General features: G+C 74.2%; 25 protein-coding genes and 1 pseudogene. 11 read left to right on the top strand and 15 right to left on the bottom strand.

Going from position 1 to position 26,940, the window contains the following annotated elements; genetic code table 11:
* Positions 1-31: 31 nt before the first annotated feature.
* Together fusA and AB0K03_RS04105 are read right to left on the bottom strand one after the other, a co-directional pair.
* Positions 32-1,948 carry an elongation factor G gene (gene fusA / locus AB0K03_RS04110; RefSeq protein ID WP_364680175.1) on the bottom strand — a complete coding sequence of 639 codons (1,917 nt, stop codon included), beginning with the start codon at positions 1,946-1,948 and terminating at the stop codon, positions 32-34.
* 268 nt (positions 1,949-2,216) lie between these two features.
* On the bottom strand, positions 2,217-2,468 hold the full coding sequence (locus AB0K03_RS04105) for an NAD(P)-binding domain-containing protein (protein WP_364680172.1): 252 nt from the start codon (positions 2,466-2,468) through the stop codon (positions 2,217-2,219).
* 63 nt (positions 2,469-2,531) lie between these two features.
* On the opposite strand from AB0K03_RS04105, the gene AB0K03_RS04100 reads away from it, so the two are divergent.
* Positions 2,532-3,062: a hypothetical protein gene (locus AB0K03_RS04100; protein WP_364680169.1), complete on the top strand. Its 531-nt coding sequence runs from the start codon at positions 2,532-2,534 to the stop codon at positions 3,060-3,062.
* Between the two features lie 184 nt (positions 3,063-3,246).
* Positions 3,247-5,349 (top strand): MMPL family transporter, encoded by a 2,103-nt coding sequence (locus AB0K03_RS04095; RefSeq protein WP_364680168.1) that lies wholly within the window; start codon positions 3,247-3,249, stop codon positions 5,347-5,349.
* A 127-nt stretch (positions 5,350-5,476) separates the two neighbouring features.
* Here the strand turns inward: AB0K03_RS04095 and AB0K03_RS04090 are convergent, their stop codons facing one another.
* Entirely contained in the window at positions 5,477-6,166 is a 690-nt protein-coding gene (locus AB0K03_RS04090) for a hypothetical protein (RefSeq protein WP_364680165.1), read from the bottom strand.
* Positions 6,167-6,192: 26 nt separating this feature from the next.
* Between AB0K03_RS04090 and AB0K03_RS04085 the strand changes: the two genes are divergently transcribed.
* Positions 6,193-6,438: a hypothetical protein gene (locus AB0K03_RS04085; protein ID WP_364680162.1), complete on the top strand. Its 246-nt coding sequence runs from the start codon at positions 6,193-6,195 to the stop codon at positions 6,436-6,438.
* A 45-nt stretch (positions 6,439-6,483) separates the two neighbouring features.
* On the opposite strand, the gene AB0K03_RS04080 is transcribed toward AB0K03_RS04085, so the two are convergent.
* Positions 6,484-8,118, bottom strand: coding sequence for a diguanylate cyclase (locus tag AB0K03_RS04080; RefSeq protein WP_364680159.1), 1,635 nt, complete (start codon positions 8,116-8,118; stop codon positions 6,484-6,486).
* Positions 8,119-8,271: 153 nt separating this feature from the next.
* On the opposite strand from AB0K03_RS04080, the gene AB0K03_RS04075 reads away from it, so the two are divergent.
* Complete coding sequence (locus tag AB0K03_RS04075; protein ID WP_364680157.1) at positions 8,272-8,874, top strand: hypothetical protein; 603 nt, start codon at positions 8,272-8,274, stop codon at positions 8,872-8,874.
* 1 nt (position 8,875) lies between these two features.
* On the opposite strand, the gene trxA is transcribed toward AB0K03_RS04075, so the two are convergent.
* From trxA to AB0K03_RS04055, 4 genes and pseudogenes are all read right to left on the bottom strand, one after another.
* Complete coding sequence (gene trxA, locus AB0K03_RS04070; RefSeq protein ID WP_364680155.1) at positions 8,876-9,223, bottom strand: thioredoxin; 348 nt, start codon at positions 9,221-9,223, stop codon at positions 8,876-8,878.
* Entirely contained in the window at positions 9,205-9,354 is a 150-nt protein-coding gene (locus AB0K03_RS04065) for a hypothetical protein (protein ID WP_364680763.1), read from the bottom strand. Before AB0K03_RS04065 ends, trxA begins: the two co-directional genes overlap by 19 nt.
* Positions 9,355-9,500: 146 nt before the next feature.
* Positions 9,501-9,629 (bottom strand): annotated as a pseudogene (locus AB0K03_RS04060) (MerR family DNA-binding transcriptional regulator); the annotation flags it as partial.
* 29 nt (positions 9,630-9,658) lie between these two features.
* On the bottom strand, positions 9,659-10,882 hold the full coding sequence (locus AB0K03_RS04055) for a glycoside hydrolase family 3 N-terminal domain-containing protein (protein ID WP_364680152.1): 1,224 nt from the start codon (positions 10,880-10,882) through the stop codon (positions 9,659-9,661).
* A gap of 50 nt (positions 10,883-10,932) precedes the next feature.
* Here AB0K03_RS04055 and AB0K03_RS04050 point away from each other — a divergent pair, with 50 nt between their 5' ends.
* Positions 10,933-11,676: an alpha/beta hydrolase-fold protein gene (locus tag AB0K03_RS04050; RefSeq protein WP_364680150.1), complete on the top strand. Its 744-nt coding sequence runs from the start codon at positions 10,933-10,935 to the stop codon at positions 11,674-11,676.
* 5 nt (positions 11,677-11,681) lie between these two features.
* Here the strand turns inward: AB0K03_RS04050 and AB0K03_RS04045 are convergent, their stop codons facing one another.
* The 4 genes from AB0K03_RS04045 to AB0K03_RS04030 all read right to left on the bottom strand — a co-directional run bounded on the left by AB0K03_RS04045 (position 11,682) and on the right by AB0K03_RS04030 (position 16,142).
* Positions 11,682-12,542, bottom strand: a complete 861-nt coding sequence (locus AB0K03_RS04045; RefSeq protein ID WP_364680147.1) for a hypothetical protein — start codon at positions 12,540-12,542, stop codon at positions 11,682-11,684.
* 11 nt (positions 12,543-12,553) lie between these two features.
* Positions 12,554-13,048: a SigE family RNA polymerase sigma factor gene (locus AB0K03_RS04040; protein WP_364680146.1), complete on the bottom strand. Its 495-nt coding sequence runs from the start codon at positions 13,046-13,048 to the stop codon at positions 12,554-12,556.
* A 198-nt stretch (positions 13,049-13,246) separates the two neighbouring features.
* On the bottom strand, positions 13,247-13,819 hold the full coding sequence (locus AB0K03_RS04035) for a GNAT family N-acetyltransferase (RefSeq protein ID WP_364680144.1): 573 nt from the start codon (positions 13,817-13,819) through the stop codon (positions 13,247-13,249).
* 85 nt (positions 13,820-13,904) lie between these two features.
* Positions 13,905-16,142 carry an IPT/TIG domain-containing protein gene (locus AB0K03_RS04030; RefSeq protein WP_364680142.1) on the bottom strand — a complete coding sequence of 746 codons (2,238 nt, stop codon included), beginning with the start codon at positions 16,140-16,142 and terminating at the stop codon, positions 13,905-13,907.
* 151 nt (positions 16,143-16,293) lie between these two features.
* On the opposite strand from AB0K03_RS04030, the gene AB0K03_RS04025 reads away from it, so the two are divergent.
* Entirely contained in the window at positions 16,294-17,589 is a 1,296-nt protein-coding gene (locus AB0K03_RS04025) for a vanadium-dependent haloperoxidase (RefSeq protein ID WP_364680139.1), read from the top strand.
* Positions 17,590-17,622: 33 nt separating this feature from the next.
* Here AB0K03_RS04025 and AB0K03_RS04020 read toward each other — a convergent pair whose 3' ends face one another.
* Together AB0K03_RS04020 and AB0K03_RS04015 are read right to left on the bottom strand one after the other, a co-directional pair.
* Complete coding sequence (locus AB0K03_RS04020) at positions 17,623-18,228, bottom strand: response regulator transcription factor (protein WP_364680136.1); 606 nt, start codon at positions 18,226-18,228, stop codon at positions 17,623-17,625.
* 127 nt (positions 18,229-18,355) lie between these two features.
* Positions 18,356-19,561 (bottom strand): hypothetical protein, encoded by a 1,206-nt coding sequence (locus tag AB0K03_RS04015; protein WP_364680133.1) that lies wholly within the window; start codon positions 19,559-19,561, stop codon positions 18,356-18,358.
* A 291-nt stretch (positions 19,562-19,852) separates the two neighbouring features.
* Between AB0K03_RS04015 and lanKC the strand changes: the two genes are divergently transcribed.
* The 5 genes from lanKC to AB0K03_RS03990 all read left to right on the top strand — a co-directional run bounded on the left by lanKC (position 19,853) and on the right by AB0K03_RS03990 (position 26,375).
* Positions 19,853-22,462, top strand: coding sequence for a class III lanthionine synthetase LanKC (gene lanKC / locus AB0K03_RS04010; protein ID WP_364680131.1), 2,610 nt, complete (start codon positions 19,853-19,855; stop codon positions 22,460-22,462).
* 6 nt (positions 22,463-22,468) lie between these two features.
* Entirely contained in the window at positions 22,469-22,591 is a 123-nt protein-coding gene (locus AB0K03_RS04005) for a SapB/AmfS family lanthipeptide (RefSeq protein ID WP_364680128.1), read from the top strand.
* 75 nt (positions 22,592-22,666) lie between these two features.
* Positions 22,667-22,789 (top strand): SapB/AmfS family lanthipeptide, encoded by a 123-nt coding sequence (locus tag AB0K03_RS04000; RefSeq protein WP_364680125.1) that lies wholly within the window; start codon positions 22,667-22,669, stop codon positions 22,787-22,789.
* 104 nt (positions 22,790-22,893) lie between these two features.
* Positions 22,894-24,540: an ABC transporter ATP-binding protein gene (locus AB0K03_RS03995; RefSeq protein ID WP_364680122.1), complete on the top strand. Its 1,647-nt coding sequence runs from the start codon at positions 22,894-22,896 to the stop codon at positions 24,538-24,540.
* Positions 24,537-26,375 carry an ABC transporter ATP-binding protein gene (locus AB0K03_RS03990; RefSeq protein ID WP_364680120.1) on the top strand — a complete coding sequence of 613 codons (1,839 nt, stop codon included), beginning with the start codon at positions 24,537-24,539 and terminating at the stop codon, positions 26,373-26,375. The genes AB0K03_RS03995 and AB0K03_RS03990 overlap by 4 nt, the downstream gene beginning before the upstream one ends.
* On the opposite strand, the gene AB0K03_RS03985 is transcribed toward AB0K03_RS03990, so the two are convergent.
* Positions 26,271-26,897 (bottom strand): response regulator transcription factor, encoded by a 627-nt coding sequence (locus tag AB0K03_RS03985; RefSeq protein ID WP_364680117.1) that lies wholly within the window; start codon positions 26,895-26,897, stop codon positions 26,271-26,273. The genes AB0K03_RS03990 and AB0K03_RS03985 overlap by 105 nt on opposite strands.
* Between the last annotated feature and the right edge of the window lie 43 nt (positions 26,898-26,940).

The following is a 26,940-nucleotide window of genomic DNA, read 5'->3' as shown; positions in this document are numbered from 1 at the left end:
GGTACGACACGTACCGAGCCCGTACCACCGCTCACGCCGCGGGACGGTATCCGGCCGGACGGGAGGTGAACGTGCCCCGCCCGCGGGTCCGGCTGCGCAGCTGCGTCGCGTACCCGAACAGTTCCGCCAGCGGCACCACCGCGGTGACCGCCCGTACCGTCGAGGCCGTGACCTGTCCGCGCCGCGCCGCGAGGTCGCCGAGCATCCCGCCGAGCGCGTCGGCAGGCGCGCTGACCGTGACTTCCGCGACCGGCTCGAGCAGCGCCATCCCGCAAGCGCGCAGCGCAGCCCGCAGGCCGAACCGGCCGGCAGCGCGGAACGCCAACTCCGAGGAGTCCTTCGGGTGCGTGAGCCCGTCGGTGAGCGTGACCCGCAGCCCCACCACCCGGTGCCCGCACATCGGACCTTCGGCGAGCGCTTCCCGGCACCCGGCCTCGACCGCGCGCACGTACTCGCGCGGCACCCGCCCCCCGGTAACCGCCGACGCGAACTCGAAACCGGTGCCCGGCAGCGGCTCCACGTCCAGCACGACGTGGGCGAACTGCCCGGCGCCGCCGACTTGCTTGACGTGCCGGTACAGCATTCCGGTCACGCCGCGCACGACGGTCTCGCGGTACGCGACCTGCGGCCGGCCCACGGTCACGGCGAGGCCGGAGGCTTGCCGCATCTTCTCCACCGCCACCTCCAGGTGCAGTTCGCCCAGCCCCGACAGCAGCGTCTGGCCGGTCTCCTGATCCGTGCGCACGGTCAGCGACGGGTCCTCGTCGACCAGCGCCGCGAGCACGGCCGGCAGCTTGGGCGCATCGGCGGACCGGCGCGCCTCGACCGCCACGGACACCAGCGGCTCCGCCGTGGCCGGCGCCTCCAGCAGGACCGGTGCGGCCCGGCTCGACAGCGTGGCCCCCGCCCGGGACGCCTTGATCCCGGCGAGAGCGACGATGTCGCCCGCTGCCGCCCGGTCCACCTCGGTGTGCCGGTCGGCCTGCACCCGCAGGACCCGCGCGATCCGTTCGGTACGCCCGGCGCCCGCGTCCCACACGACGTCGCCCTTGCGCAGCGTGCCCTCGTACACCCGCACATAGGTGAGCCGCCCGGTGCGCGCGGCGTGCACCTTGAACACCAGGGCTGCCGGGTCGGCGGCCGGATCGCCCGCCGGACCCGGCAGGTAGTCGACCACCGCGTCGAGAAGCGGTTCCACACCCCGGTTCCGGTACGCGGACCCGCACAGCACCACGACCCCGTCCCCGCTGAGCGTCAGGTCCCGCAGCGCCGCGCGCAGCGTCGCGTCGGACATGTCCGCCAGGGCGTCGAGGGCGCCGGCGTGCCGCTCGGCCACCGCCTCCTCGAGCCGCCGGCGCGCTGCCACGGCCTCCGGACCCGTCGCCGGAGCCTCGTGCAGCTCGCCGTCCGCCCAGGACAGCTGCCGCATGCCGACCAGGTCGACGACGCCGCGGAAGCCGTCCTCGCGCCCGATCGGGAGCTGCACCACGAGCGGCTCGACGCCGAGCCGCTCCCGGATGGAGCCGACCGCGGCGCCGAGGTCCGCGCCCGCCCGGTCCAGCTTGTTGACGAAGGCGATGCGGGGGACGCCGTACCGGTCGGCCTGGCGCCACACGGATTCGCTCTGCGGCTCGACCCCCGCGACCCCGTCGAACACCGCGACCGCTCCGTCGAGCACCCGCAGCGAGCGCTCGACCTCGGCGGAGAAGTCGACGTGCCCGGGGGTGTCGATGAGGTTCAGCCGGTGCCCGGCCCAGTCGCAGCTGACCGCGGCCGCGAAGATCGTGATGCCACGGTCGCGCTCCTGCGGGTCGAAGTCGGTCACGGTCGTCCCGTCGTGCACCTCGCCGCGCTTGTACGTGGCGCCGGTGGCGTACAGGATTCGTTCGGTCAGGGTGGTCTTGCCGGCATCGACGTGGGCGAGGATGCCGAGGTTGCGGATGCGCATGGTCGTTCGTCTTCCGAGATGATCCGACGGTGGACAGCGCCCACCCGGCCGCCGCGACAGACGCGCAACGGTCAGGAACGTCCAGCCCCGGTGGCGCGGCCGGGACCGGGCACGCCAGACACGAGGATCAGCTCGAAGAGCGACGCGGGAATGACGACGTCGATGCGGTAGCGCATGGTCGTCTCCCCTCCGGTCGCGGTGATACGGCAGAAGGGTACGGAGATCGCCGAATCGCGGCGACGGATTTACCGGTCCAGGGCGCGGACGATCACCGAGCGCGTACTCGGGGCTGAAGTCGTCCTCGCGGACCCGGGCGAGCTTCTGCGCCTGCCAGCAGGTTGTCGACCAGCTTCACCCGGGACGCCTGCCCGGTCGCGCCCACCTCGGCGAGCGGCTCGGCGCCCGCCCGCCGCCGGTTCCAGGCGGCCGTCGGCATGCCGGTCGCGGCGATCCGGCGCGCCATCGCGCCGCCCATCACACCCGTTTCCAGGACGGCCACAGCCGGCGTCCGCGTCCTCATTTCTGGCTGCCCGCCGGAGCGCGAGCCAATCCCGGGCTTGCGCACGGTAGCGAGAATGTGACGATGAACGCACCCTTCGTCGGTGTCCTCCTGCTGCCGGACACCTCCGTCTTCGGCACGACCTCCGCCGTGACCACGGGCGACGGCCTGCCTGTCGCGACCGTCCGCCGCCGTAAGCTCTCCGCGCGCGGCCGCTTCGAGATCCTGGACGCGACCGGGACGACGCTGCTCGCCACCGGCGCCCAGGCCGGCTTCTGGGGCAACAAGTACGAGGTGATGGGCCCCGAGTCGCAGTTCCTGCTGTCGCTGAAGTTCAGCGGCTGGACCGGGCCGACCGGGCGCGGCGTGGTGTCCCTGCCCGATGGTCGGACGCTGGCCACCAAGGGCAACTGGAGCGCCCGGGAGTTCACGCTGACCGACGGCGCCGGCACGCCGGTCGCGCAGCTGCAGACCACGAGCCGGCTGCTCTCGCTGCGTCCCGGCAGCCTGGCGTTCGAGCTGAGGGCGCCGGTGCTGTCCGCCGTCCAGGCGATCGGGCTGGCGCAGTGCATCCGCGCCGCGGTGGAATCCGCCGGCGCCGCGGCGGCCGCCTGACCGTCCGGCCCACCACGCCTGGGGTGGGCCGCTGACCTGTTGCCCGACCGGCCGCATCGGACGTTCGGGCCGACCCCGTGATCAACGCCCCTGATTAACCCCTGAGCTGTCGGTTTACCGCTTCTGGTGCGGACCGGGCAGGCCTACGCTCCGGCACGGTCGAACGTGATCGGGGGGATACGTCATGGCGTGGCTGGTCTGTGGCCGGTGGACGAAGTGGATCGTCCTCGGGCTGTGGGTGGTGGTGCTCGCGGTCGCCGGGCCGCTGGCCGGGAAGCTGACCGGGGTCGAGAAGAACGACAACTCGGCCTGGCTGCCGGGCAGCGCGGAGGCGACCGAGGTCGCCGACCTGCAGGCCCGGTTCGGTCCGGACGACATCGTGCCGGCCGTCATCGTGTACGAGCGCAGCGGCGGCGTCACCGCCGCCGACCGGGCGAAGGCCACGGCCGACGTCACCGGGCTGCAGCGGGTTCCCGGGGTCGCCGGTCAGGTGGCCGGTCCCGTGCCGGCGAAGGACGGGCAGGCGCTGCAGACGATCGTGCCGATCAAGGTCGACGAGGACGGCTGGCAGAAGATCGTCGACGTCGTGGACGGCATCAAGGCGGTGACCGGCAAGCCGTCGGACGGGCTCGCGATCTCCCTGGCCGGCCCGGCGGCGACCGCGGCGGACTCCGCCGGCGCGTTCGAGGGCATCGACGGCACCCTGCTCTACACCACGCTCGCCGTCGTGACGATCATCCTGCTGATCACGTACCGGAGCCCGGTGCTGTGGCTGCTGCCGATCGTCTCGGCGGGCGTCGCGCTGACCACCTCCCAGGCCGTGATCTACCTGCTCGCCGAGCACGCCGGGCTGGTCGTCAACGCCCAGAGCGCGGGCATCCTCACCGTGCTCGTCTTCGGCGCCGGCACCGACTACGCGTTGCTGCTGGTCGCCCGCTATCGGGAGGAGCTGCGCCGGCACGAGGACCGGCACGAGGCGATGGCGCTCGCGCTGCACCGGGCCGGTCCGGCGATCATCGCCAGCGCGGCGACCGTCGCGGTCGGCATGTCCTGCCTGACGCTGGCGGAGCTCAACTCGACCAGCGGCCTCGGCCCGGTGGCCGCCCTGGGCATCGTGGTCGGTCTGCTGGCGATGATCAGCCTTCTGCCCGCGTTGCTGGTCATCTGCGGGCGCTGGCTTTTCTGGCCCGTACGCCCCAGGTACGGCACGGCCGAGCCGACCGCGACCGGCGTGTGGGCGCGGCTGGGCGGGCGCATCGCGCGCCGGCCGCGCATCGTGTGGACGGTGACCGCGATGGTGCTCGGCGTGATGTCGCTGGGCCTGCTGCAGCTGAAGGCCGACGGCCTCACGCAGGCCGACCAGTTCACCAGCGAGCAGCCGTCGGTGGCCGGCGAGCAGGCGCTGGCCCGGCACTTCCCGGCCGGCCAGGGTCAGCCGGTGGTCGTGATCGGACAGAACTCCGCGGCCGCGCAGATCCGGGCCGCGGTGGCCGCGACGCCGGGCATCAGCTCCGTCGGCGAGCCGGTGGTCGACGGCGACCTGGTGAAGTTCGAGGCCGTGCTCGACTCGGCGCCGGACAGCGCCGCGGCCATGGCGACCATCACGAGGGTCCGCGACGCCGTCCACCCGGTCGGCGGCGCGCAGGTCGGCGGCATGACGGCCATGACGCTGGACATCAACGACGCCAACGACCACGACAACCGGCTGATCATCCCGCTGGTCCTGCTCGTCGTGTTGGTGATCCTGGGCCTGCTGCTGCGCGCGGTGGTCGCGCCGCTGATCCTGATCGCCACGGTCGTGCTGTCGTTCGCGGCCGCGCTCGGAGTCAGCGCCCTGGTGTTCCGGCACGTGTTCGGCTTCGCCGGCGAGGACACGTCGTTCCCGCTCTACGTGTTCGTCTTCCTGGTGGCGCTCGGCATCGACTACAACATCTTCCTCATGACCCGGGTCCGCGAGGAGGCACAGCGGCTCGGCACTCGGCGCGGCGCGCGCGTCGGCCTCGCGGCCACCGGCGGCGTCATCACCTCGGCGGGCATCGTGCTGGCGGGCACGTTCGCCGCGCTGGGCAGCCTGCCGCTGACCGCGTTCGCCGAGATCGGCTTCGCGGTGGCGTTCGGCGTGCTGCTGGACACCCTGGTGGTGCGCTCGGTGCTGGTGACCGCGCTGACCCTGGACGTCGGCCGGTGGATGTGGTGGCCCAGCCGGCTCGCCGGGGTCCGCGACGTTCCCGAACCCACGCCGCTGACCCCGGACACGGCCGGCCGCGATCTGGACCCTGTGCGCTGAGCTGGGATTATTCTCGGCCGCATGAGATTTCGGGGTGAGCTGCGGGCCACCGGTGGCCCGACCACCGGCTTCCGGGTCGGCGACGAGGTCGTCGCATCACCTGATCAGCGCGGGAAAACCCCGCTGATCAGGTGATGCGGCTCAGCGTCGTGCCGACGAGCTTCTGCCAGTCGGAGGAGAACTGCGGGTTGGCGCTCGCGTCCGACTTGCCGAGGCGGTAGATCGCGTACTGCTCGACGAGGACGACGTTGCCGCGGGACAGCGCCACCACCGCGACGTCGGCCGTGGCCGGGTGCGCCTTGTCGTACTGCTTGTTGCGGATGGTGACGAAGCCGGTCCACGCGCCCTCCTCCAGCGGGGACGTGGTGGCGGTCTCCGTGTAGGCGGGCTCCTCGCGGTCGCCCGTCTTGGCCGGCCGCTGCGCGCTGGGCGGGCAGGCGTCGGCGACCGTACGCAGCGTGGCCAGCGCGGTCGCGGAGGAGACGGCGTCCTCGTAGACGAGGCCGATCTGGGTCAGGCTCTGCACGCCCTCGGTGCCCTCGTCGGAGAGCGGCGCCGAGACGACGGACGGCTTGCCCGGCACGGCCGCGGGTGCGGTGTCCGCGCCGCAGATGCTGACCAGCTGCTCCGGCGCTGCGGACTCGGTGGGCACCTTCCACGTCGGTCCCACGTCGGCCGGCTTGAGCAGCGCGTTGCGCAGCGTGTCGACGCTGATCGTGTTCCGGTCCGGCTTCGGGTCGTCCGAGGAACACCCGGCGAACCCGGCGGCGGCGACGACCGCGACGACACCTCGGAGCAGGCGACCAACGACAAGCATCCGGCCATGATGGCAGACGCGCGGCGGTGACCGACCGTCACCACCAGCGCGTCATCGTCCGGGTACGCAAGGTGGTCGTCGAGGTCGGCAACCCGACATCGGGCGCACGGCGGTATCAGCGGGACGCCCGTGCGGATCTTTCCCTCGGACATGGCCGAGGGGGACGTGTCCCGCCGCCCGCCGGCGTACCGCGGGCGGGCGGCGTCCCGGTGCGGCGAAAGGGACGTAAGGAGCTGCTCGCCCCGCTGGGCGACACGGCCCCGGACGCCTGAGGACACGCGGCGCGGCCGAGGCGCCGTGGCTCCCGCCCCGCCGCGCTATCCGGCCTCGACCCGGTTGCGCCCCGCGCGCTTCGCCTCGTAGAGCCACTGGTCGGCGCGGGCCATCGCGTCGCTCAGGTCACCGCCGGGCGGGACCGCGGCCACGCCGAAGCTGATCGTCACGCTGAGGCCGGGTTCCAGGCTCTCCCACGGGTACGCGGCCACCTGCGCCCGCAACAGCTCGCACCGGGCCCGCGCATCGGCGAGGTCGGCCCCGTCGAGTCCGATGAGGAACTCCTCGCCGCCGAGCCGCGCCACCAGGTCCAGCTCGCGGACGTTGTCCCGCAGCACCGCGGCGAGCCGGCGCAGCACCTCGTCGCCGACGGGATGGCCGAAGCGGTCGTTGACGCCCTTGAAGTGGTCGACGTCGGCGATCGCCAGGCACAGCGGACCGCCGGTCATCTCCGGCAGCCGCAGCTCCGCGCCGCGCCGGTTCGGCAGCCCGGTCAGCGAGTCCTCGGTCGCCTGCCGCTGCCAGGACACGCTCGCCGCCTCCAGCTCGGCGCTGCGGACGCGGGCCAGCTCCGCCTCGAGCCGCGCGTTGTCCAGCTCGAACTGGTGCACCGCCACCCGGGCCCGGGCGGCGGCCACGTCGTTGTGCGCGGCCCGTTCCAGCCCGTGGTACGCCCGGTAGTGCCGCAGCGCCGCCGCGAAATCGTCGACCAGCTCGTACGCCCCGGACAGCTCCCGGTGGATCTCCATGGCCATCGGCTTCTCGCCGGCGTCCATCGCGCGGTCCAGGGCGGCGAGCAGGCCCTCGATCGCCGCCGCGCACTCGCCGCGCATGAGCCGTACGCGTGCCTGGTGCTGCAGGGCCCCCGACTCCAGCGACCGGTACCCGTGGATCACCGCGATCGCCCGGGAGTCGTCGATCATGCGGTCCGCGGCCTCGAAGTCGCCGTCGAGCGCGCGCAGCATCCCGTAGTTGTCGAGGCAGATCGCCTCCCGGAACGGGTTGCCGGCCAGGCGCGCCAGCCGGAGCGCCTCGTCCACGTACCCGAGGGCGTCGTGCAACATCGCCTGCGCCCGCACGTCGGCGCCGGCTGCCCGCAGCTTGGGCACCTGGTGGACCGCGTTGTCGCCGACGTTGTTGAGGATGCAGAAGCGCGCCTCGGCGTCCATGCCGTCGACCATGGTCAGGGCGCGCATCAGGTACTCGGTGCTGAGCTCGTGATCGCCCATGCTGCCGTGCACCACGCCGGTGCGGTTGTGCACCCAGTACAGCAGGCTCCGGTCGCCGAGCCGCTGGGCGATCTCCCGGCCGCGGGCCAGCTCCTCCAGAGCCTCCTCGTGCATGCCCAGCTCGTTCAGCGGCATCGCGAGGACGGTGAGCACCTCGCAGATCGCCGCCTCGTCGCCGCAGGTCTCCAGCACCGCGACGGCCTCGCGGCAGGCGGCGACCGCGGCCTCCTGCTCGCCGAGACGCAGCAGCTGGTTCGCCATCGACCGCAGCGCCCGGGCCTGCCCGCTGCCGTCGCCCGCGGAACCGGCCAGCTCGGCGGCCTGCCGGGCCAGCTCCGAACCGGCCCGGTAGTCGCCGGCCAGCCGGCGACCCTCCGCCTGGTCCAGCAGCGCGGCCACCTGCACGGCCGCCGCGGTACGCGGGGCCTCGACGAGGGTGCTGCCGGTCATGTGTCGAAAATCGCCGGGAACGCGCCCCGGTTGAGTGAAACGGTACGACCATTTCCGCGGACGGCACGTTTCCGGGATTACCTCGCGGCACCGGGCTTCTACTGTCGGTGCCACGCCCGATGCGGGTGCAGGAGCAGCTCAGGAGGTCCGGCAATGTCCGTCCGACCCATCGTCCCGACCGTTATCGTCCTCACCGCCGCGATGACCGCTCTGGCCGGCTGCGGCGGCTCATCCGACCCGTCCGCCGCTCCGGGCTCTTCCGCCGCTCCCGGCGCCGTCGCCGGGCTCGGCGGCTCCGGGGGCGACAAGGCGGCCGGAGCCGGCGTCACCACCGAGAACGTCGTGACGCCGAAGACCACCCCGACCCACGCCACCACCACGCGCCCGGCCACCGAGCCGCAGCCCGACGGCCCGCGCATCGTCTCGTTCAAGGTCGTGCAGAAGCCCAGGTGCCCGGAGGGCACGACGGCCTACGAGACGAAGGCCGTCCCGCTGATCATCAGCTGGAAGATCAGCGGCGCGGACTCGGGGGCGCTGTCCGTCGACGACCCGACCGGCACCCCGGGCACGTACGGGCCGGTGAGCAAGCACGGCACCCAGGAATTCACCTTCTCCTGCGGCGGCGCGGTCGGCACCACCGAGACCCACACGTACGCGATCTACACCGTCGGCGGCGGCCCGCAGAAGCACAAGACCCTCACCGTCTCGGCCAAGGTGCTCGACCACGGCGTACCCGTCTCCGGCGCGCCGGGCTGAGTCAGCGGTTCGCGTACGGCTCCACGGCCGCGGTGAGCGCCGACCGCAGCATCCCCTTCGGCCGCGCCCCCACGATGGTGTTCACCACGATCCCGGCGCGGAACACCATCAGCGTCGGCATCGACAGGACCCGGTACGCCCGCGTGGTCTCCGGGTTCTCGTCGGCGTTGATCTTGGCGAGCCGGACCCGCCCGGCGAACTCGCCGGCGAGCTCCGCCAGGGTCACCGCGACAGGGCGGCACGGCGGGCACCACTCCGCCCAGAAGTCGACCAGCACAGGCAGCCGCGCACCCAGCACGACCTCGGCGAACGTCGCGTCGGTGACGGTGATCAGCGAATCTTCAGGCATCGGGTCTCCCGTTCCTCGATGGCCTGGGCCAGCTGGGCGCGCAACCGGTCCCGGACCGCGGACAGCTGATCGAGACACCCCTCGACCTCGGCGAGCTTGCGGCGCAGCACCGCAACCGAGTCGGGCCCCATCCAACCACCCCACCGCCGCCCACAACCGGACTGAAGGCCACATTTGGCCCGGCGGCGTTGCCGGCGCGCAGGCACGCCACGAACGGCCGGATGTCGTCCAGCCCGAAGCCGGCCGCCAGCAGCGCCCGGATCTCGTGCACGACGCGCAACTCGCCCTCGTCGTACCGCCGGTAGCCGTTGGCGTCGCGGCGCGGCTCGACCAGGCCGTGCTCCTCGTAGTACCGCAGCGTGCGGGCGCTGGTGCCGGCCCGCTCGGCCAACTCCCCGATCAGCATGCGACCCAAGCTAGGCCTTGCCACCGGCGTCAAGGCAAGGACTGTGTCTTCGAGCACGGCAGCAGGCCGGCGCGGTCCTTCGCGGCCAGCACGTGCCGGGCGGCGTCGCTCAGCCGGGCGTCGAACGCCGGCGTCCGGCGGGCCTCGGCGGCCAGGGCCTCGGCCATCGGGCCGGCGTCCTGCGGCCGGATCGTCAGCACCATGTCGCCGCCGGCCGCCACGAACCGGACGGCCCGCTCGCCGACCGGCATGATTGCCGCCGCGTCGGCCGCGCCGACGTCGTCCGACATGACCAGGCCGTCGTAGCCGAGCCGCTCCCGGAGCAGGCCGGTGATGATCGGCTTCGAGTACGTGGCGATGCTGCCCCGGTCCAGCCGCGGATACCGGGCCGACGACACCATGACGCCGGCCGAGCCCGCCCGGATGCCGGCCGCGAACGGCTGCAGGTACGGGTCGGTGGCGGTCGTCGTGGCGTCGACGGCGTCGCGGGACACGTCGGTGTTCGCGCGTACGCGCCCCAGCCCGGGGAAGTGCTTGAGGACGGTCAGCACGCCCTCGCCCTGCGACGCGGTCACCGCCGTCCCGACGTCCCCGGCGACCTCGGCCGGGTTGGAGCCGTACTGGCGGTGGAACGCCCCGATCGGCGGGTTGCCCACGCCGATGCTCGCCGGCACGGTGTCGGCGACCGGGGCGAGGTTGACGGTGACACCGATGCCGTGCAGGCGCTGCGCGCTGTCGCGTACGGCATCGCGCAGCCCGTCCTGCGGGCCGCGGCCCAGCCGCTCGGCCGTGGGCATCCGGGGGAAGTCGTCGCCCTTGAGGGTCTGCACGTTGCCGCCCTCCTGGTCGATGGCGACCAGCGGAGGCACGGGCGAGGCCCCGCGCAGCGCGGCGATGTCGGCGCGCAACGCCGACGCCGGCCGGGTGCTGCGGCCGGCCAGGAACACCCCGCCGAGGCGGTAGCGGCGCACGGACGCCTCGAGCTGCCGCGGCGACCCGACCGGCGTACCGATCATCAGGGCCTGACCGGCCCGTTCCTCCACGGACATCCCGCCGAGCGTCCCGGTCACACAGTCGGCCGGGGCCGAGGCCGAGGCGGAGGCGGAGGCGGAGGGCGCCGGTGCGGAGGACGCGGGCGCGGCCGGGGGAGCGGCGACCGACGCCGGCGCGGCGGCCGGGGGCCGGTCCGAGCAGCTCGCACCGCCGGCGACGAGGCAGAGGGCGGCGGCTGCGTATCCCGGGCGTCTCCACATCCGGCCCACGCTATCGCGCGGCCACCGCGGCGTCGCTCTAGCGTGGGGGAGTGCGCCACTACTCCGTCGACCTGGCTGCGCCCTCGGGCGGGCGCCGGGGCACCGTCGCCGTCTACGGGCACTGGGGCCGGCCGGTGCTGGTGTTCCCCAGCGAGGGCGGCGACGCCTGGGAGTTCGCCCGCAACGGCATGGTCGGGGCGGCCGAGGGGCTGATCGAGGCCGGCCGGGTGAAGCTGTACTGCGTCGACTCCTTCGACGCGGAGACGTGGTCGGCCCACCATCTGCCGCTCGAGGAACGGGCGTGGCGGCACGCCGCGTACGAGACGTGGATCCTCGACGCGGTCGTGCCGCACATCCGCGACGACACCGGGCCGGGCTCGGAGATCGCCACGCTGGGGTGCTCGCTGGGGGCGTACCACGCGGTGAACTTCGCCTTCAAGCGCGCCGATCTCTTCCCGGCGGCCCTGTGCTTCTCCGGCAACTACGACCCGGGCACGTGGAAGAGCTGGGGCGACCGCGGCGACGCGGTCTACTTCAACAACCCCGCGGACTACGTCGCCCACCTGCACGGCGACCACCTCGCGTGGCTGCGCGACCGGCTGACCGTGCTGCTGGTGTGCGGCCAGGGACGCTGGGAGGACACGACCGGCGCGCTCCCGGCGACCCTGCGGATGGCCCACCTGCTGGCCGACAAGGGGATCCGGCACGAGCTGGACCTGTGGGGCCCGGAGATCCCGCACGACTGGCCGTCGTGGCGCGCTCAGCTGGCCAAGCACCTGCGCCGCTTCTGCTGACCGTCCTAATTCAGGTGGAAACGCGGGTCCACCGTCAGCGCCGCGAGGTCGGTGGCGTTCAGCGGAAGCTTCTTCAGCGGCGCGAGGCCCGGGTCGTCGTTGGTGGCCGTGCGGGACTGCGCCACGTACACCACGATGCCGTCCGGGTGGCGGTACGCCGCCCACTGGTCGATGCGCTGGTCCGAGCCGGAGGCCGACGCGACCCCGACCCTGGCCCCGCCGACGCGGACCACGTGGCAGTCGCCGCCCAGCCCCCAGAACTCGGCCGCCAGCTTGCACGGCTCGGTGGACAGACCGTTCCCCGGCGTGTGGACCTCAGCCAGCAGCCGGCCGGTGCCCTTGCCGTCCGAGACCGCGGTGGAGGCCAGGTAGCCCCATGAGTCGTGGGCCTCGACCGCGGCCTGGTGCTCGCGCAACGGGATCCCGTCGCGCGCCGTGCCCTCCGGCTTCGTGTAACCCTCGGGTACGACGTTGAGCAGCTCGTCCAAGAGCTGCCGGCCCTTCTCGTAGCGCTCGCCGGACCGCGCGGTGGCGTCCTCCTGCGGCTGACCGTCGCCGTCGAGCGGCCACGACGGCTTCGTCTCCGCGCCGGAGGGCGTGGTGGTGACCCCGGGCGTGGAGGCGGGCGGCGTCGGCTGGGGTGGCGCGCCCGCCTGCACCGGATCGCCGCTCCGGTCACCGGCGATCAGCGGCCCGGCCACCAGCACGGCGGCCACCAGGGCGGCGGTCGCTCCCGCGCCGGTCCAGGTCCGGCGGCGCACGGCACGGCGCCCGGATGCCACTGCGGCCGCCGACTCCATGGGCGGGGGCGTACGGGTGGCGGTCATCGTGGCGCGCAGGGCCTCCCGCAGGTCGTTCCCGTTCACGCTGCCTCTTCTCACTCGGCTGTCACGGGGTGGGAGATCAGCGAGCGCAACGCGTCCAGCCCGCGCGCCGCCTGGCTCTTGACCGTCCCCGGCGAGCAGTGCAGCGCGGCGGCCACGTCGTCCACCGACATGTCCTCCCAATACCGGAGGACCAGGACGGCTCGCTGCCGTGGCGGCACCGCGGCCAGCGCCCGCACCAGATCGACGCGGTCGTCGGCGGAATGCTCGGCCGCCGGCGCCTCGACCGGCGGCTCCTGCAGCCGTTCCCGCCGCCACCAGCCGCGCCGCCCGTCGTCGATGAAGGTCCGGATCAACACCTTGCGGACGTACGGGTCCAGCGCGTCGTGCCGCCCCACCCGGTTCCAGTTCACGTAGAGCTTCGTGAAGGCGGCCTGCACGAGGTCCTCGGCCCGGTGCCAGTCCCCGCACAGCAGGTACGCCGTCCCGCGCATCGCCCCGGACCGGGCCGCGAAGTACTCGGCGAACGCCCCGTCCCGATCGCTCATCCCCACCCCTATCCGTTCGGTCCCGATAAGCACGAGACCGGAACCGATCCGGGTTGCACGCGCCCGCCGAGAAATCCGGCCCGGCCGACGCGCCTCGCGCCGGGCGCGGCTTCAGCGCAACCACCGCGCGGCCGGTGAATTCCGGCGACTCCCCGGCCGGTGCCGTGGCTGGCGCCGGTGACCACGGCGGTGCGGTGCTCAGTCATGCCCCGCACCCTGCCGCGGGGGTATCACGACACTTCCGGCGAGCTCCTTGCGCATGCGGACCAGGGGGACCGGGACACCGCCCGCCGCGTCCGTCAGGTGCTCGACCACCCGGTAGCCGGCGGCCTCGTACAGGGGACGGCCGGACAGGGTGCCCATCAGCTCCAGGACCGTGAAGCCCTCGGCCGCGGCGGCCGCCTCGCAGGTGGCCAGGATCAGCCGGCCGACGCCGCGACGGGCGTACGCCGGGTGGGTGTACATGGCGCGGATCTTGGCCGGGTCGCGGGCCGGGTCGAGCCGGGCGGGGTCGCGGCCGGTGGAGTGGTCCCCGCCGTAGAGGGTGGCGCGCCGGCTCCAGCCGCCGCAGCCGGCGAGCACGCCGTCCATTTCGGCCACGAAATACGTGCCGTCGTCGATGAGCTGGGTGTCGAGGCCCATGATGGCGCGGCTCGACGCGATCTGGTCCGGGTCGAGGAAGTCGCGCTGCAGGCGGGCGATCGCCGCGTCGATCAGCGGCCGGAGGGCGGGCAGGTCGGCCCGGGTGGCGGGCCGGCTCGTGAGCGTCATGCGCCCAGGATGCCGCTACCCGTCCGCGGGCGCGCCGAGGCGGGCCGGGGTGGCTCGTCGCCGCCCCGGCCCGCCCGGCGCCGGCTCAGCTCAGGACGAGCTGGGCCGGCGTTCCCGTGCCACCCGGGACTGTGAGGGATCGGGCTGAGAGCGCCGCCGGGGCGACGAAGGCGAACGAGGCCGGCCGGCTCGCGCCGCCCGGGGTGGTGACCACGATGTTCGCCGAGCCCGCGGCGCGCGGCGGCACGGTGAGCCGCAGCGCGGTGTCCGAGATCCTGACGAACGGCACGGTGAGCGTGCCGGCCGTCACCTTGGTGGCCGCGGTCAGGGTCGTACCCGTGACCGTGACCGTGGTGGCCGTCCGGGTGGAGCCCGTCTTGGTGCTCAGCGCGGTCACCACCGGGACCGGCGGGGCGATCCAGGTGAACGCCGCGCCCGGCACCTCGGCGGTCGTGCCGCCCGGGGTGGTCAGCCGCAGCTGGAACGTGCCGGCCGCGTGCACCGGCAGGGTCACCTTGATCTGGGTGTCGGAGACCTTCGTGTACGCCGCGACCACGCCGCCGATCGTCAGCCTGCCGGACTCGGCGAAGTTCACCCCGGTCACGACGACGGACGTCCGGGCGTACGTGAGACCGCTGCCCGGCGCGACGGACGTGATCGCGGGCGCCGGCGGGGCGACGTACGTGAAGGACCCGACCGTGCTCTCCCCACCGGGCGTGGTGACCCGCAGGGCCGCCGGTCCCGCGGCGTGCCCGGGCAGCGTGACCTTCAGCTGGCTGTCCGAGACCTTGGCGAAGGAGACGACCTTGCCGTCCAGCGTGACCTTCGTGGCGCCGGTCAGGTACGTGCCCGCGACCACGACGGACGTCGGCTTGTACGTCGGCCCGCTACCCGGCGTCAGCCCGGTGACCGTGGGCGGCGGCGGGTTCTCGTACGTGAGCTGCCCGGCGGCGCTGGTGCCGTACTTGTTGGTGACGGTGACCGGGTAGGTGCCGGCGGTCCGCGCCGGCGCGACGAAGCTGAGCGACCTCGCGGTGACGGCCTTCGCGGTCGCGACCGAGGTGCCGATCTTCACGGCCGTGACGCCGGTCAGGTCCGTGCCGGTGAGCGTGACCGTCTGACCGCCGAAGACGCTCACGGTCGTGGTCGACAGGGCGGTGATGCCGGGCGCCGGCGGCAGGTACGTGAACTTGCCGGCGGCGCTGACCGCGCTGGTCCCGGCGTCGTTCGAGACGGTGACGTCGACGGTCTCGGCGGCGTGCGCGGGTGCGACGGCCACCAGCTTCGTCACGCCGTTCGCGGTGACCGGCTGGAACGACGCCGTGGTGGCCCCGAACCGGACCGCGGTGGCTCCGGCCAGGCCGGCCCCGGTGATGGTCACCGAGGTGCCCGCGGCGCCCTTGGCGACCGACAGCGACGCGACGGTCGGCGCCACCGCGATCGGCGCGGCCGGGGTGCTGATCCCGTTGACCGTGTACGCGGCCGACGCCTGCCGGGTCACGAAGTCCCAGGAGATCTTCGCGTCGCCGCCGTTGCCCCAGCCGGTCCCCCACGAGTTGCGGATCAGGACGCCCTGGGCGTCGTACCCGTAGACGGCGATCATGTGGCCGCCGAGGTTCGTGCCGGTCAGCGTCGAGTAGACGGTGTGGCTGCGCAGGTACATGAAGTCCTGGAAGACCGGGATGCCCAGGGCTACCGGGCTGCCCGAGGCCAGCGCCTGCATGATCGCGGTCCGGGCCGTGGCGCCCTGCCCGGCCCCGTTGAACAGCCGGGTCCAGCCGCTCACCCGGTAGTTGCGGGCGTTGGCGATCTGCGCCGCGGTCGGCGCGCTCTTCCAGTTCGTCGTGCCCTGCCAGTAGTCGGCCTGGGTGTCGATGCCGGCGGTCTGCGCGTTCGCGAGGACGGCGTCCGGGTTCAGCCCGGCATTGGGCGCGCCGCCCGCCACGACGTTGCGCATGTACAGGAACAGCGGTGCGTACGGGGCCCCGGAGCCGCCCGTGCGGGTCGCGTAGTAACCCATGATGCTGTAGCCGATGGACCAGGCCACACACGCGCCGATCTGACCCTGGTCGCCGGGAGCCGGCGCGTACGAGCGCAGGTCGACGCTGGTGGGCAGGACATCGAGAGCGTGGGCGCCGCCACGGACCCGCGCCGGGGTGCGCCCGGCGCTCGGCAGCAGCCCCCCGACGGCGTGCGGCAGGGTGGACGGGCGGCCACCGGAGGCTTCCGCCGCGGTCGCGGAGACGGTCACGGGCAGCGCGGTGATGACCGCGGAGGCGAGGAGCAGCCAGCCGCGGGCCAGGGTGCGGGACGTCAGGCGCATCCGGGAGTCCTTTCCAGTGACGCGTGGGCAGCCCTATCGGCCCCGTACGCGAAACCTTGAGCACTTCTTGATCTGCGCCCGGTGGCCCGGAGAGTCCGATCAACGACCGAGCGGGTGCCTGCCGGGTCGAGCCGGACGAAGGTACGGGGGTGTGAGGAAGCCTCTGTTCGCGCTTGTGCTCGCCCTCGTCGCCGCCGGCCCGGGGGCCGCCGCGGCCGCCGGTCCGGCCCGTCCGGACATCGACGGCGTGCGGGTCTGGAACACTCTCGCGCTCGACGCGGTACGGGCCACCCGGGCCACGGACGCCGACGCCGCGCGCCTCTACGCGATGGTCGACGTCGCGATGTACGACGCGGTCAACGGTCTCGCCGCCGGGCACGCGCACGCGGACCGGGCGTACGCCCTCGTGCCGGGCGCCGGGCCGGGTGGCGGTGATCCGCAGGCGGCCGCAGTCGCCGCCGCGCACGCCGTGCTGATCCGCCTCGACCCGGCCCGGGCCGCCGCATACGACGAGCGCCTCCGCGCCGACCTGGACCGGCTTGGCGACGGGCACGGCGTGGACAGCGGCGCGACCTGGGGCACGCACGTCGGCGAAGCGGTCGTCGCGGCTCGGGCGGACGACGGCTCGACACCCGTGGAGACCCAACCGGCGGGCACCGGCCCCGGCGTGTTCCGCGCGCAGTGGTCCGGCGTGCAGTACCGCAACGTCCGCCCGTTCGCGGTCGCCGACGCCCACCGGTACGTGCCGGGGCCGCCGCCGGCGCTCGGCAGCCTGCCGTACGCCGCGGCCTTCGCCGAGGTGGCCTTGCTGGGCGACGCAGCGCTGCCGGATCCCGAGCTGCAGGCAACGTTCCAATTCTGGTCGCTGCCGGCCGGGTCGAGCCAGCCGCCCGGCGAGTGGCTCGCGATCGCCCTCACGGTGGCCCACGACCGGCGGCTGCCCCTGGCCGGGCAGGCACGGCTGACCGCGCTGCTCACGATGGCGCTCGCCGACACCACGATCGCCACCGTCGACACCAAGGCGACCTATCGGCACTGGCGTCCCACCACTGCGATCCGCGAGGCGGACACCGACGGCAACCCGCTCACGCAGCCCGATCCCACCTGGACCGCGCGGGCCGGCGGGGTCGGTGGGACACCGGAGTACGTGTCCGGGCACAGCTCCTACAGCGGCGCGGCGGCTGCCGTGCTCGCCGGCTACTTCTGCACCGACGCCGTCCCGTTCAGCCACGCCACCGACTCCGCGCCGGGTGGCGTGCCGCGGGCGTACCCCGGCTTCGCGGCGGCCGCGGCCGAGGCCGGCCGGTCCCGCGTGTACGGCGGCCAGCACTTCGAGTTCAGCGACCAGGCGGGCCTCGCGATCGGCCACGGCGTGGCCGGCGAGGTCCTCGCCACCCGGTTGCTGCGCCTGCGGGGGCCCACGCACGTCGGCGCCTGCCCCCGCTGACCGCTGTGACCGGCGGGGTCTCCGCTCAGCCGGTCACAGCCAGTCCGCCTCGGTGGCCGTGCGGATCGCCTCCACACGGCTGCGCGCACCCGTCTTGTGGATGATCGTCGACAGGTACGTGCGGACGGTGCCGGCGGTGAGGAACAGGGTGCTGGAGATCTCCCGTACGGACATGCCCTCGGCCGCCAGCCGCAGCACGTCGCGTTCCCGGGCGGTGAGCGGGTTGGCGTGCCGCTGCAGCATCGCGGCGGCGAGGCAGGGCTCGATGAACCGTTCCCCGGCGGCGACCCGGCGGACCGCGTCCACCAGGTCCTGCACGCGGCAGTCCTTGCTGAGGAAGGCCTGCACCCGCCGGCCCAGGGCGTGCCGCAGCGCGCCGGAGGCGGAGCCGGTGGTGAGCGCCAGGACGGCGCCGGCCTTCTCGTGGCCGGTGACGGTGTCGAGGGCGTACGTGACGGACGGGCTGAGCGTGTCCAGGTCGACGACGACGAGCGCCGGATCCCAGGTGTCGAGCAGGGCGGCGGTCACCTCGGCGCTCGCCGCCTCGGCGACCACGTCGAGGTCGGGGTGGTGCGACAGGGCCGTGCTCAGAGCGGTTCTGAGCAGGATGGCGTCGGCGACCAGCAGAATGCGGATCACGGCTGATTCCTTCCCGGGAAGTGCCTGCCGGTTCCGTCCGGGCACGTCACGGTGCGGACCGGCGACGGACAGGTTCGGGTACGCCCGTACGCCACCTCGACGGTGGCGCGGCGGGCGCGGGAAGGATTCAGCCGGGGGGAAGCGAGAGGGTGAGACGGCGGCCGTGGCCGCCCTGGGAGACGGGTGCCAGCACACCCCCGGGGCGCAACGCCGGGCGCCAGGCGCAGGACGTGGTGGCCCAGCCGCCCGCGCCGCCCTGCGGGGCGCCGGTCGCGGAGACCGGGCTCATGGCGGGTGAGGGCGTGCCGGGACCGTGCGGCGGCGCCGGGACCCGGCCGGGTTCTCCGGTACGGTCGCCGCGCGGCCCCGACCGGGCTCGTGCCGTTCCGGCGGCGCCGGCGACCTCGGCGGCATCGCCGATCCCGGCAGCCGGTGGCTGCTGCACGACGGCGGGCGTCCCGGCGGCGGGTGCGATCCGGGCTTCCGGCTTTCGGGCCGGCGCCGGAGCCGCCGGCAGCTCAGGTGTTCGCGGGTGGAAAGCACGGGCGGGGGGAGCGGTGCGCGTGCAGCCGCGGACGACTCCGGCGGTGCCGGGAGGAGCAGCCACCACGGCATGGCTGACGGGGACGGGCTGGACGGCGCTGCGGACCGAGGGCTCGACGACGGTCCGGGCCAGCGGCTGGAGGACCACGTCGATAGCCGGCTGGACCACGGTTTCGGTCGCCGGCCGCACGACGAGGTCGACAGCCGGCCGGACCACCCGATCGGCCACCGGCCGGACCGCTCGCTTCACCACCGGCTCGACCGTCCTGAGCAGCCGCTCGGGCCTGTCGAGCACCGGCTTCACGACCGCGGTGACCCGCTTGACCGGGTGCCGGTCCACCGTGGACCGCAGCGGAGCTGACCGGCGAATCTTCGCGACCGGACCCCCGGCATGCCGGCGCATCGCCGACCGGATGGTCCGCTCCCGCACGACAGGCGCCGACCGGATGGTCCGCTCCCGCACGACAGGCGCCGACCGGGTCGCCTCGCGAGCCGTGGCGCCGATTGTCTTCCGGGCCGTTGAGCCGGTGGTCCGGACCGTCTTGCGGACCGGCTGGGCGCGCTGGGCTGAGCTGCCGGGCGTGCGGACCGTCTGCCGCACGGCGCCGGTGGCCGCGCGCGCCGGCTTCGCCTCTCGGACCGTCCGGCCGGCGGTGCGGACCACCGCCCGGACAGGCTCGCCGGAACCGGTCACGGCGGCGAGCGGGGCGGCCGGCGAGCGCCCGTCCGCCCGCGCTGAGCCGCTGCTGAGCAGCAGATAGGCGACGACGGCCAGCCCGGTCAGAATCATCAGACGAATAGCGGTCCGGATAATGCGTCGCGGCAGGTGTCCGGGCGCTGCTGACATCGACACCGCAGCTCCATTCCTCTCGCGCGAATTCGGCCGTCCACTCGCGACCGTAACACCGGCCCGCGGTGATCGCACAACGCGGGAGCGCCTCTTTTCCCCGGTCCGGTTCGTTCAAACCCTGCGTTTGTCATAAATCCTTGGTGAGTGGTCGGCAGGCACCTTCTGACATCGGCGACTGGGGCCGCGACGCCCGCGGCGGCAGCATCGGTGGGGACAGGAAAGGAGCCGGGCATGGACCGCCGATACGACGCCTATTGCGCCGCTGACCCGCTGTTCTACGACTCCCTGGCGACCGCCGAGCGCTCGGCCGGTGACTTCCCGGCGGCGCGCCGGCCGCTTCCGCAGGGGTGGCGGATCCAGGCGCACGACGACTGGCTGATCGCCGGTCCGGTCGGCGCGCTCCTGCCTCGGCAGGGCTGGAAGATCCATTCTTCGGGCTGTCCGGATAACGCGCAGAAGATCGTGGACAAGGTGTGGGACTACTGCGTACCGCGCGGAATTTCGTTCAAGTTCCTGCGTTCTTCGCAGGTGCTGTTCATGCGCAACTCGAAGTATTCTCCGCGCGCCTCCAGCGGCAAGCTCGTGACCATTTATCCGGACGGCGAAGAAGCGCTGCACACGATCCTCACCGAGCTCGGCGCGGAGCTGGCCGGCGAGCCGGGCCCGTACGTCCTCAGCGACCTGCGCTGGGCCGGCGGCCCGCTGCACGTGCGGTACGGCGCCTTCGCGCACCTGTACTGCGTCGGCGACAACGGCGACCTCGTCCCCGCGCTCGAAGGACCGGGCGGCGTCCTGGAACCCGATCGGCGGCAGGCGACCTTCAGCACCCCGTCCTGGGTGGAGCTCCCGTCGTTCCTGAAGCCGCACCTGGACGCCCGCAACTCCGTGACCACGCACGACCTGCCGTACCGGATCACCGAGGTGCTGCACTACAGCAACGCCGGCGGGTTGTACGCCGCGCAGGACACGCGTACCGGCGAGCGGGTCGTGCTCAAGGAGGCCCGCCCGTACGCCGGCCTCGACGGTCGCGGCGACGACGCGATCACGCGGCTGCGCCGGGAACGGGAGATGCTGGACCGCGTCGCGGACGCCGGCTTCACGCCCCGCGTGCACGACACGTTCACGCTGGGCGAGCACGAGTTCCTGGCGCTCGAGTTCGTCGAGGGCGACCCGCTGAACCGGCTCATCGTGCAGAAGTACCCGCTGACCGACCCGGATGCCGACGATGCCGCGCTGCGCGCGTACACCGATTGGGCTCTGGGGGTCTACGACCAGGTGGACCGCGCGGTGCGTGCGCTGCACGAGCGCGGGGTGGTCTACGGCGACCTGCACATGTTCAACATCATGGTGCGGCCGGACGGGCGCATCGCGCTGCTCGACTTCGAGGTCGCCGCGCCGGTCACCGAGCGCCGCCGTCCCGGTCTGCGCAATCAGGGCTTCGCGGCGCCGCGCGACCGGGTCGGCCCGGCCGTCGACGAGTACGCCCTCGCCTGCCTGGCCCTCGCCCTCTTCCTGCCGCTGACCCCGCTGCTGCGGCTGGACCTCGCCAAGTCCCGGCACCTCGCGGACGTCATCGCCGCACACTTCCCCGTCCCGCGCGCGTTGCTCGACGAGGCCGTCAAGCGGATCGAGGGCCCGTACTCCGACCGGCTGCGCCGGACCGGCGGACGGGACTGGTCGGTCCTCGACCCGGGACCCGCCGCCTGGCCGCGAGCGCGCGACACGCTGGTCCGGGCGATCCTGGCCAGTGCCACACCCGAACGCGAGGACCGGCTGTACCCGGGCGACATCGAACAGTTCCGGGTCGGAGGGCTCGGGATCGCGTACGGCGCCGCCGGAGTGCTCTTCGCGCTGGCGGAGGCGGGCGCGGAGATCCCGCCGGAGCACCGCGACTGGCTGCTCAAGCGGGCCGCGGATCCCGGGTTCGACCCCCGGCACGGGTTCCTCGACGGGCTGCACGGGGTCGCGTACGTCCTGGACCACCTCGGGGAACGCCGCGCCGCGCTGGACGTGGTCGAGCGGTGCCTGACGGACCGGTGGGAGGGCCTCGGCCCCGACCTGGGCAGCGGCATCGCCGGTATCGGGCTCAACCTGCTGCACCTGGCGGGGCGTACGGGCGAGACGGGCCTGCGCGCGGCGGCGTTCCGGGCCGCGCAGATCAGCCGGGACCGGCTCGGCGGCCCGGAGTCCGTGCCCGAGATCAGCGGCGGACGGCACCCGTACGCCGGCCTGACCCGCGGATCGAGCGGCGTGGCGCTGCTGTTCCTGCGGATGTACGAGGAGACCGCGGACGCGGAGTTCCTCGACCTGGCGGCCACCGCGTTGCGGCAGGACCTGCGGCGCTGCGTGACCCGGCCGGACGGCGCCCTCGAGGTGAACGAGGACTGGCGGACCATGCCGTACCTCGGCGAGGGCAGCGCCGGCATCGGCCTGGTGCTCGACCGGTATCTGCGGCACCGGCCCGGCGACGGGGACTTCGCGCGCGCCGCCGACGGGATCGCCCGTGCCGCCCGCTCGCCGCTGTACGTGCAGCCCGGCCTGTTCGCCGGACGCGCCGGCATCGTGGCGTACCTGGCGCTGCGGCCCGAGCCCGACCGGGAGATGGTGTCCGCGCAGGTGAGCCGGTTGGCGTGGCACGCATTGCCGTACGGCGGCGGCCTGGCCTTCCCGGGCGAGCAGCTGCTGCGGCTGTCGATGGATCTCGCGACCGGAACGGCCGGCGTGCTGCTCTCGCTGGCCCTCGCCCACCCCGGACAGCGCGCGTCGCTGCCGCTGCTGGGGCGGGCCGAAGACGTCCACGCGGAGCGCGTGGAGAACGACGACGTGGACGGGAGGAGGTGAACGGACATGGCGCTTCTGGATCTGCAGGGCATGGAGCTCTCCGCCGAGCGCAACGGTGGTGGCGGTGGCAGCCGGGCCTCGCTGCTGCTGTGCGGCGACAGCTCGCTCAGCGTGACCACCTGTAACTGATGAACGGGCCGGTCCCATGGCCGGCGCCTGCACCCCCGATCACCGTACGACCACAGCACGCGAAGGAGAAGGATCATGGCACTTCTGGACCTGCAGGGCATGGAGCTGACCACCGAGCAGCGCGGCGGCGGCGGCGGAAGCCGGGCGTCCCTGCTGCTGTGCGGCGACAGCTCGCTCAGCGTGACCACCTGTAACTGAGGTCGATCGATCGATCGCGACGCACGCGCCCCGGGTGCCGGCCACGAGCCCGCCCGGGGCCGCGTGGTGCCGCCGCCGGTTCCGCACCGCTCAAGGAGGCTCCGATGGTTCCCGCGAGGCCGCGCCGGTCCACCTTGGCGCTGCTTGCCGTGACCGCGGGCCTCTGCGCCGTCGCGGAGCTGGCCCTGCCGCTGGCCATCGGCCGTACGGTCGACGAGGTCGTCGCGCATCGGGGGGCCGGGCCGTGGCTCGTCGCGTCGGTGCTGCTGGTCGCCGTCCTGGTGGTGGCCGACCCGGTGCGCGACCTCGCGGCGGGGCTCGCGCCGGCGTACCGGACGGCCGAGCTGCGCCGCCGGGTCGTACGCCACGCGCTGAGCCTCGGGGGCCGCGCCGGGTCGCCGGGGGACGTGGTGAGCCGCGTGATGACGGGAGCCGCCGACGCCGGGCAGGGCGGCGTGGCCGTGGTTCTCGCGGTGGTGAGCACGGTGCCCGTCGTGGGGGCGGTCGCCGCGCTGGCGTACCTGGACTGGCGGCTCGTCACCGGCTATCTCGCCGGCGCCGTCGTCATCACGGCCCTGCTGCGGCGGCATGTCCGCGACACCTCCGGCACGGTCCTGCGCTACCAGCGGGCCCAGGCCGAGATCGCCGACCGGCTGTCCGAGGCGCTGGCCGGCAGCCGGACGATCGCCGCCGCCGCGACGGTCCCCGCCGAGGTCCGCCGCTGCCTGCGCCCGCTGCCGGAGCTGTCCGCCGCGGGCGTACGGACGTGGCACGTGCTCGCCCGCTCGGCCGGTCAGGGCGCGCTCACCGGCCCACTGTTGCAGCTGTCCGTGGTGGCCATCGGCGGCTGGCTGCTCGCGGCCGGCCGGCTCACCCCCGGCGACCTGCTGGCGGCCGTCCAGTACGGCGCCCTCGGCGCGGGCATCGGCGGGCTGGTCGCCGGGTTCAGCCGAGTGGCGCGCGCCCGGGCCGGGTCCCGCCGCGTGGCCGAGATCCTGAGCCGCCCGGTGCCCCGATACGGCCCGCGTCCGCTGCCGCCCGGTCCTGGCACCTTGACCTTCGAGGGCGTCACGGCCCGCGTGGCGGGGGAGCCGGTGCTGCGTGACGTCTGCCTGACCGTCCCCGGTGGCCGCCCGGTCGCCGTCGTGGGCCGCTCGGGCTCCGGCAAGTCGCTGCTCGCGGCGCTCGCCGCCCGGCTGACCGATCCCGACGAGGGCCGGGTCCGCCTGGACGGCGTGCCGCTGACCGAGGTGACCGCCGAGTCGCTGCGCCGCGAGATCGGCGTCGCCTTCGAACGGCCGGTGCTGGTCGGTGCCACGGTCGGCGCCGCCGTGGCGCTCGGACAGGAGCGCCCGCAGCCGGCCACGGTCGGTGCCGCGCTGCGGGCCGCCCGCGCCGACACGTTCGTGTTCCGGCTGCCGCAGGGCATGCGTACGCCGCTCGCGGAGACCCCCCTGTCCGGGGGCGAGGCGCAACGGCTGGGGCTGGCCCGCGCGTGGCACGCCCGGCGGTTGCTGGTGCTCGACGACGCCACGTCCAGCCTGGACACGGCGACCGAGGCGGAGATCCTGCGGCTGCTGACCGGCCGGTCGCGGCGTACGCATCTGATCGTGGCGCACCGCGCGGGCACGGCGGCGCGTTGCGCGAGCGTGGTGTGGCTGGACGAAGGACGGATCCGCGCGGTCGCGCCGCACCGGCAGCTGTGGCACGACCTGGACTACCGGGCCGTCTTCGGCGGTGCGGCGCCGTGAGCGCGGACACCGACTCCACGGTGCGGGTCGCCGGGCGCGAGGCGACGGCTGTCCTGCGCCGCCACCGGCGTGCCGTGCTGAGCCTGCTGGCGTGGTCCGTACCGGAGGCCGCGCCGGCGATGCTCACCGGTTTCGTCGTCGCCCGCGCGATCGACCAGGGCTTCTCCGCCGGCCGCCCGTGGACGGGCACCTCCTGGCTGGCGCTGCTGGTGGCGGCCGCGGTGCTCGGCGCGTGGGGCGCCCGGAACACGCACCGGGCGGTGGCCGGGGTGGTCGAGCCGTTCCGCGACGACCTGACCCGGCGCGTGGTGACCGCCGGGGTGACGCGGGCGGCCGGGCACGCCGGGACGCCGGCCGCGGACGGCGCGGTCGCGCGCCTGACCAACCAGGTCGAGGGCGTACGGGACTCCTTCGCCGGGCTCATCCTCGTCTCGCGCGGCTTCGTGGTGACCGTCCTCGCCGCCCTGCTCGGCACCGCCTCCCTCGCGCCCTCGCTGCTGCTCCTGGTGGCCCCGCCGCTGCTGGGCAGCATCGCCATGTTCGCCGTGGCGCTGCGCAACGGAGTCCGGTGGCAGCGCGACTTCCTGGACGCCGGCGAGCAGCTCGCCGACCGTACGGCCGCCGTGACCGCCGCCGCCCGCGACGTGGCTGCCTGCCGTGCCGCGGAGCGCGCCGCCCGGTACGCCGACGAGGCGATCGCCGCGCAGGCCCGCGCCGAACGGGCGCTGGCCCGGCTCGCCGCCGTGCGTTCCCTCACCGTGGCCGTGGGCGGGTGGCTGCCGTTGCTGGCCGTGCTCGCCGGGGCGAACTGGGTCACCGGGCACGGGCTGAGCACGGGTGCGCTGATCGGCGTGCTGACGTACCTGGCGCAGGTCGTGGTGCCGACGCTGGACATGTTCGTGCAGACCGTCGGCAGCGCCGGCCTCCGGTTCGTGATCACCCTCGATCGCCTCGTACGCCGGATCGCGCGGCCCGGCGCCGTACCCCTCGCAGGGCGACGCGACGCTGCTTGCCGGCCGGTGGGTTCGCGCCTGGAGCTGCGCGGGGTGACGTTCCGCTACGGCGCTGCCGCCCGGCCCGTGCTGCGCGACTTCGACCTCACGGTGTCCGAACGCGACCACCTCGCCGTCGTCGGGCCCAGCGGCGCGGGGAAGTCCACGCTGGCCGGTCTGCTCTGCGGGACGATCCGGCCGGACGACGGCACCGTGCTGCTCGGCGGCGTACCGGTCGGGGAGGTGGACGGCGCGACCCGGGCGAGGCATCGCGTGCTGATCCCGCAGGAGGCGTACGTCTTCCCCGGCACCGTGGCTGAGAACCTGCGCTATCTGAACCCGGAGGCCGGGGAACGGGAGTTGCTGGACGCGGCCGGCCTGCTCGGCGCCGAGTCGCTGGTGGCCCGGCTCGGCGGTCTCGCCGGCGAGGTGCGCCCCGGCGAGCTGTCCGCCGGGCAGCGGCAGCTGCTCACGCTGGTGCGGGCGTACGTGGCACCCGCGCCCGTGGCCGTCCTGGACGAGGCGACCTGCCACCTCGACCCCGCGGCCGAGGAGCGCGTCGAGCACGCGTTCGCCGCCCGGGGCGGCCTCGTGGTCATCGCGCACCGGATCAGCTCGGCGATGCGGTCCCGGCGGGTGCTGCTGCTCGACGGCGACGAGCCGACGCTCGGCGATCACCACACCCTGCAGCTGACCAGCGCCCGCTACCGGGAGCTGACCGGCTACTGGACCGGGGCGTCAGAGCCAGCCGGCGCGCCGGGCCCGGTTGATGGCGTCGATCCGGCCGTCCGCGCCGATCTTCGCCGCGATGCGGGTGAGCCGGTTGCGCACCGTACCCGCTGACAGGAACAGCTTGCGCGCGATCTCCTCCGGCGGCATCCCCTCGGCGGCCAGGACCAGGATCTCCCGCTCCCGTCCGGTCAGCGGGTTCGGCGGCCGGTCCAGCAAGGACGCGATCAGCTCCGGGTCGATCACCGCGCTGCCGTTCGCGAGGCTGCGCAGCGCCGACAGTAGGTGGTCGAGGGAGGCGCGCTTCGTCACGAACCCCACCCCGTCGAGGCCGGCCGGGTCGATCCGCGCCAGCACGTCGTGCCGGTCGGCCGCGAGCAACACCAGGACCTTCGACTCCGGTACGGCCCGGCGCACCGCCCGCGCGGTCACCAGCGGGTCCTCCTCGGCGCCGTCGAGGTCGAGCACGGTCACGTCGGGGCGTACCGGCAGCGCCGCCGCGGGCGTCCAGGCCGGCAGCTCGGCCACGACGTCCAGGTCGTCCTCGCCACGGAACGCGGCAGCCAGGGCGCCGCGGTACAGCGGCGCATCCTGAACGACCGCGATGCGAATGAGTTGGGGATGCCCCTCCGGCACGGCGACATGATGACACGCCGGTGATCGGCGGCGCTGTCGCTGA

The organism is Actinoplanes sp. NPDC049316 (genome assembly GCF_040677315.1).
Taxonomy (GTDB): domain Bacteria; phylum Actinomycetota; class Actinomycetes; order Mycobacteriales; family Micromonosporaceae; genus Actinoplanes.
This window is presented reverse-complemented; position numbering and strand designations above follow the sequence as displayed.

Bases quoted from the DNA above. Each gene is read 5' to 3' on its own strand.
- trxA (WP_364680155.1), bottom strand. From the start codon at position 9,223: ATGCCTGAAGATTCGCTGATCACCGTCACCGACGCGACGTTCGCCGAG.
- AB0K03_RS04090 (WP_364680165.1), bottom strand. From the start codon at position 6,166: ATGCTTGTCGTTGGTCGCCTGCTCCGAGGTGTCGTCGCGGTCGTCGCC.
- AB0K03_RS04015 (WP_364680133.1), bottom strand. From the start codon at position 19,561: ATGATTCTGACCGGGCTGGCCGTCGTCGCCTATCTGCTGCTCAGCAGC.
- AB0K03_RS04065 (WP_364680763.1), bottom strand. From the start codon at position 9,354: ATGGGGCCCGACTCGGTTGCGGTGCTGCGCCGCAAGCTCGCCGAGGTC.
- fusA (WP_364680175.1), bottom strand. From the start codon at position 1,948: ATGCGCATCCGCAACCTCGGCATCCTCGCCCACGTCGATGCCGGCAAG.
- AB0K03_RS04105 (WP_364680172.1), bottom strand. From the start codon at position 2,468: ATGAGGACGCGGACGCCGGCTGTGGCCGTCCTGGAAACGGGTGTGATG.
- AB0K03_RS04030 (WP_364680142.1), bottom strand. From the start codon at position 16,142: ATGCGCCTGACGTCCCGCACCCTGGCCCGCGGCTGGCTGCTCCTCGCC.
- AB0K03_RS04075 (WP_364680157.1), top strand. From the start codon at position 8,272: ATGTCCGTCCGACCCATCGTCCCGACCGTTATCGTCCTCACCGCCGCG.
- AB0K03_RS04100 (WP_364680169.1), top strand. From the start codon at position 2,532: ATGAACGCACCCTTCGTCGGTGTCCTCCTGCTGCCGGACACCTCCGTC.
- AB0K03_RS04080 (WP_364680159.1), bottom strand. From the start codon at position 8,118: ATGACCGGCAGCACCCTCGTCGAGGCCCCGCGTACCGCGGCGGCCGTG.
- AB0K03_RS04005 (WP_364680128.1), top strand. From the start codon at position 22,469: ATGGCGCTTCTGGATCTGCAGGGCATGGAGCTCTCCGCCGAGCGCAAC.
- AB0K03_RS04055 (WP_364680152.1), bottom strand. From the start codon at position 10,882: ATGTGGAGACGCCCGGGATACGCAGCCGCCGCCCTCTGCCTCGTCGCC.
- AB0K03_RS04000 (WP_364680125.1), top strand. From the start codon at position 22,667: ATGGCACTTCTGGACCTGCAGGGCATGGAGCTGACCACCGAGCAGCGC.
- AB0K03_RS03995 (WP_364680122.1), top strand. From the start codon at position 22,894: ATGGTTCCCGCGAGGCCGCGCCGGTCCACCTTGGCGCTGCTTGCCGTG.
- lanKC (WP_364680131.1), top strand. From the start codon at position 19,853: ATGGACCGCCGATACGACGCCTATTGCGCCGCTGACCCGCTGTTCTAC.
- AB0K03_RS04035 (WP_364680144.1), bottom strand. From the start codon at position 13,819: ATGACGCTCACGAGCCGGCCCGCCACCCGGGCCGACCTGCCCGCCCTC.
- AB0K03_RS04095 (WP_364680168.1), top strand. From the start codon at position 3,247: ATGGCGTGGCTGGTCTGTGGCCGGTGGACGAAGTGGATCGTCCTCGGG.
- AB0K03_RS04040 (WP_364680146.1), bottom strand. From the start codon at position 13,048: ATGAGCGATCGGGACGGGGCGTTCGCCGAGTACTTCGCGGCCCGGTCC.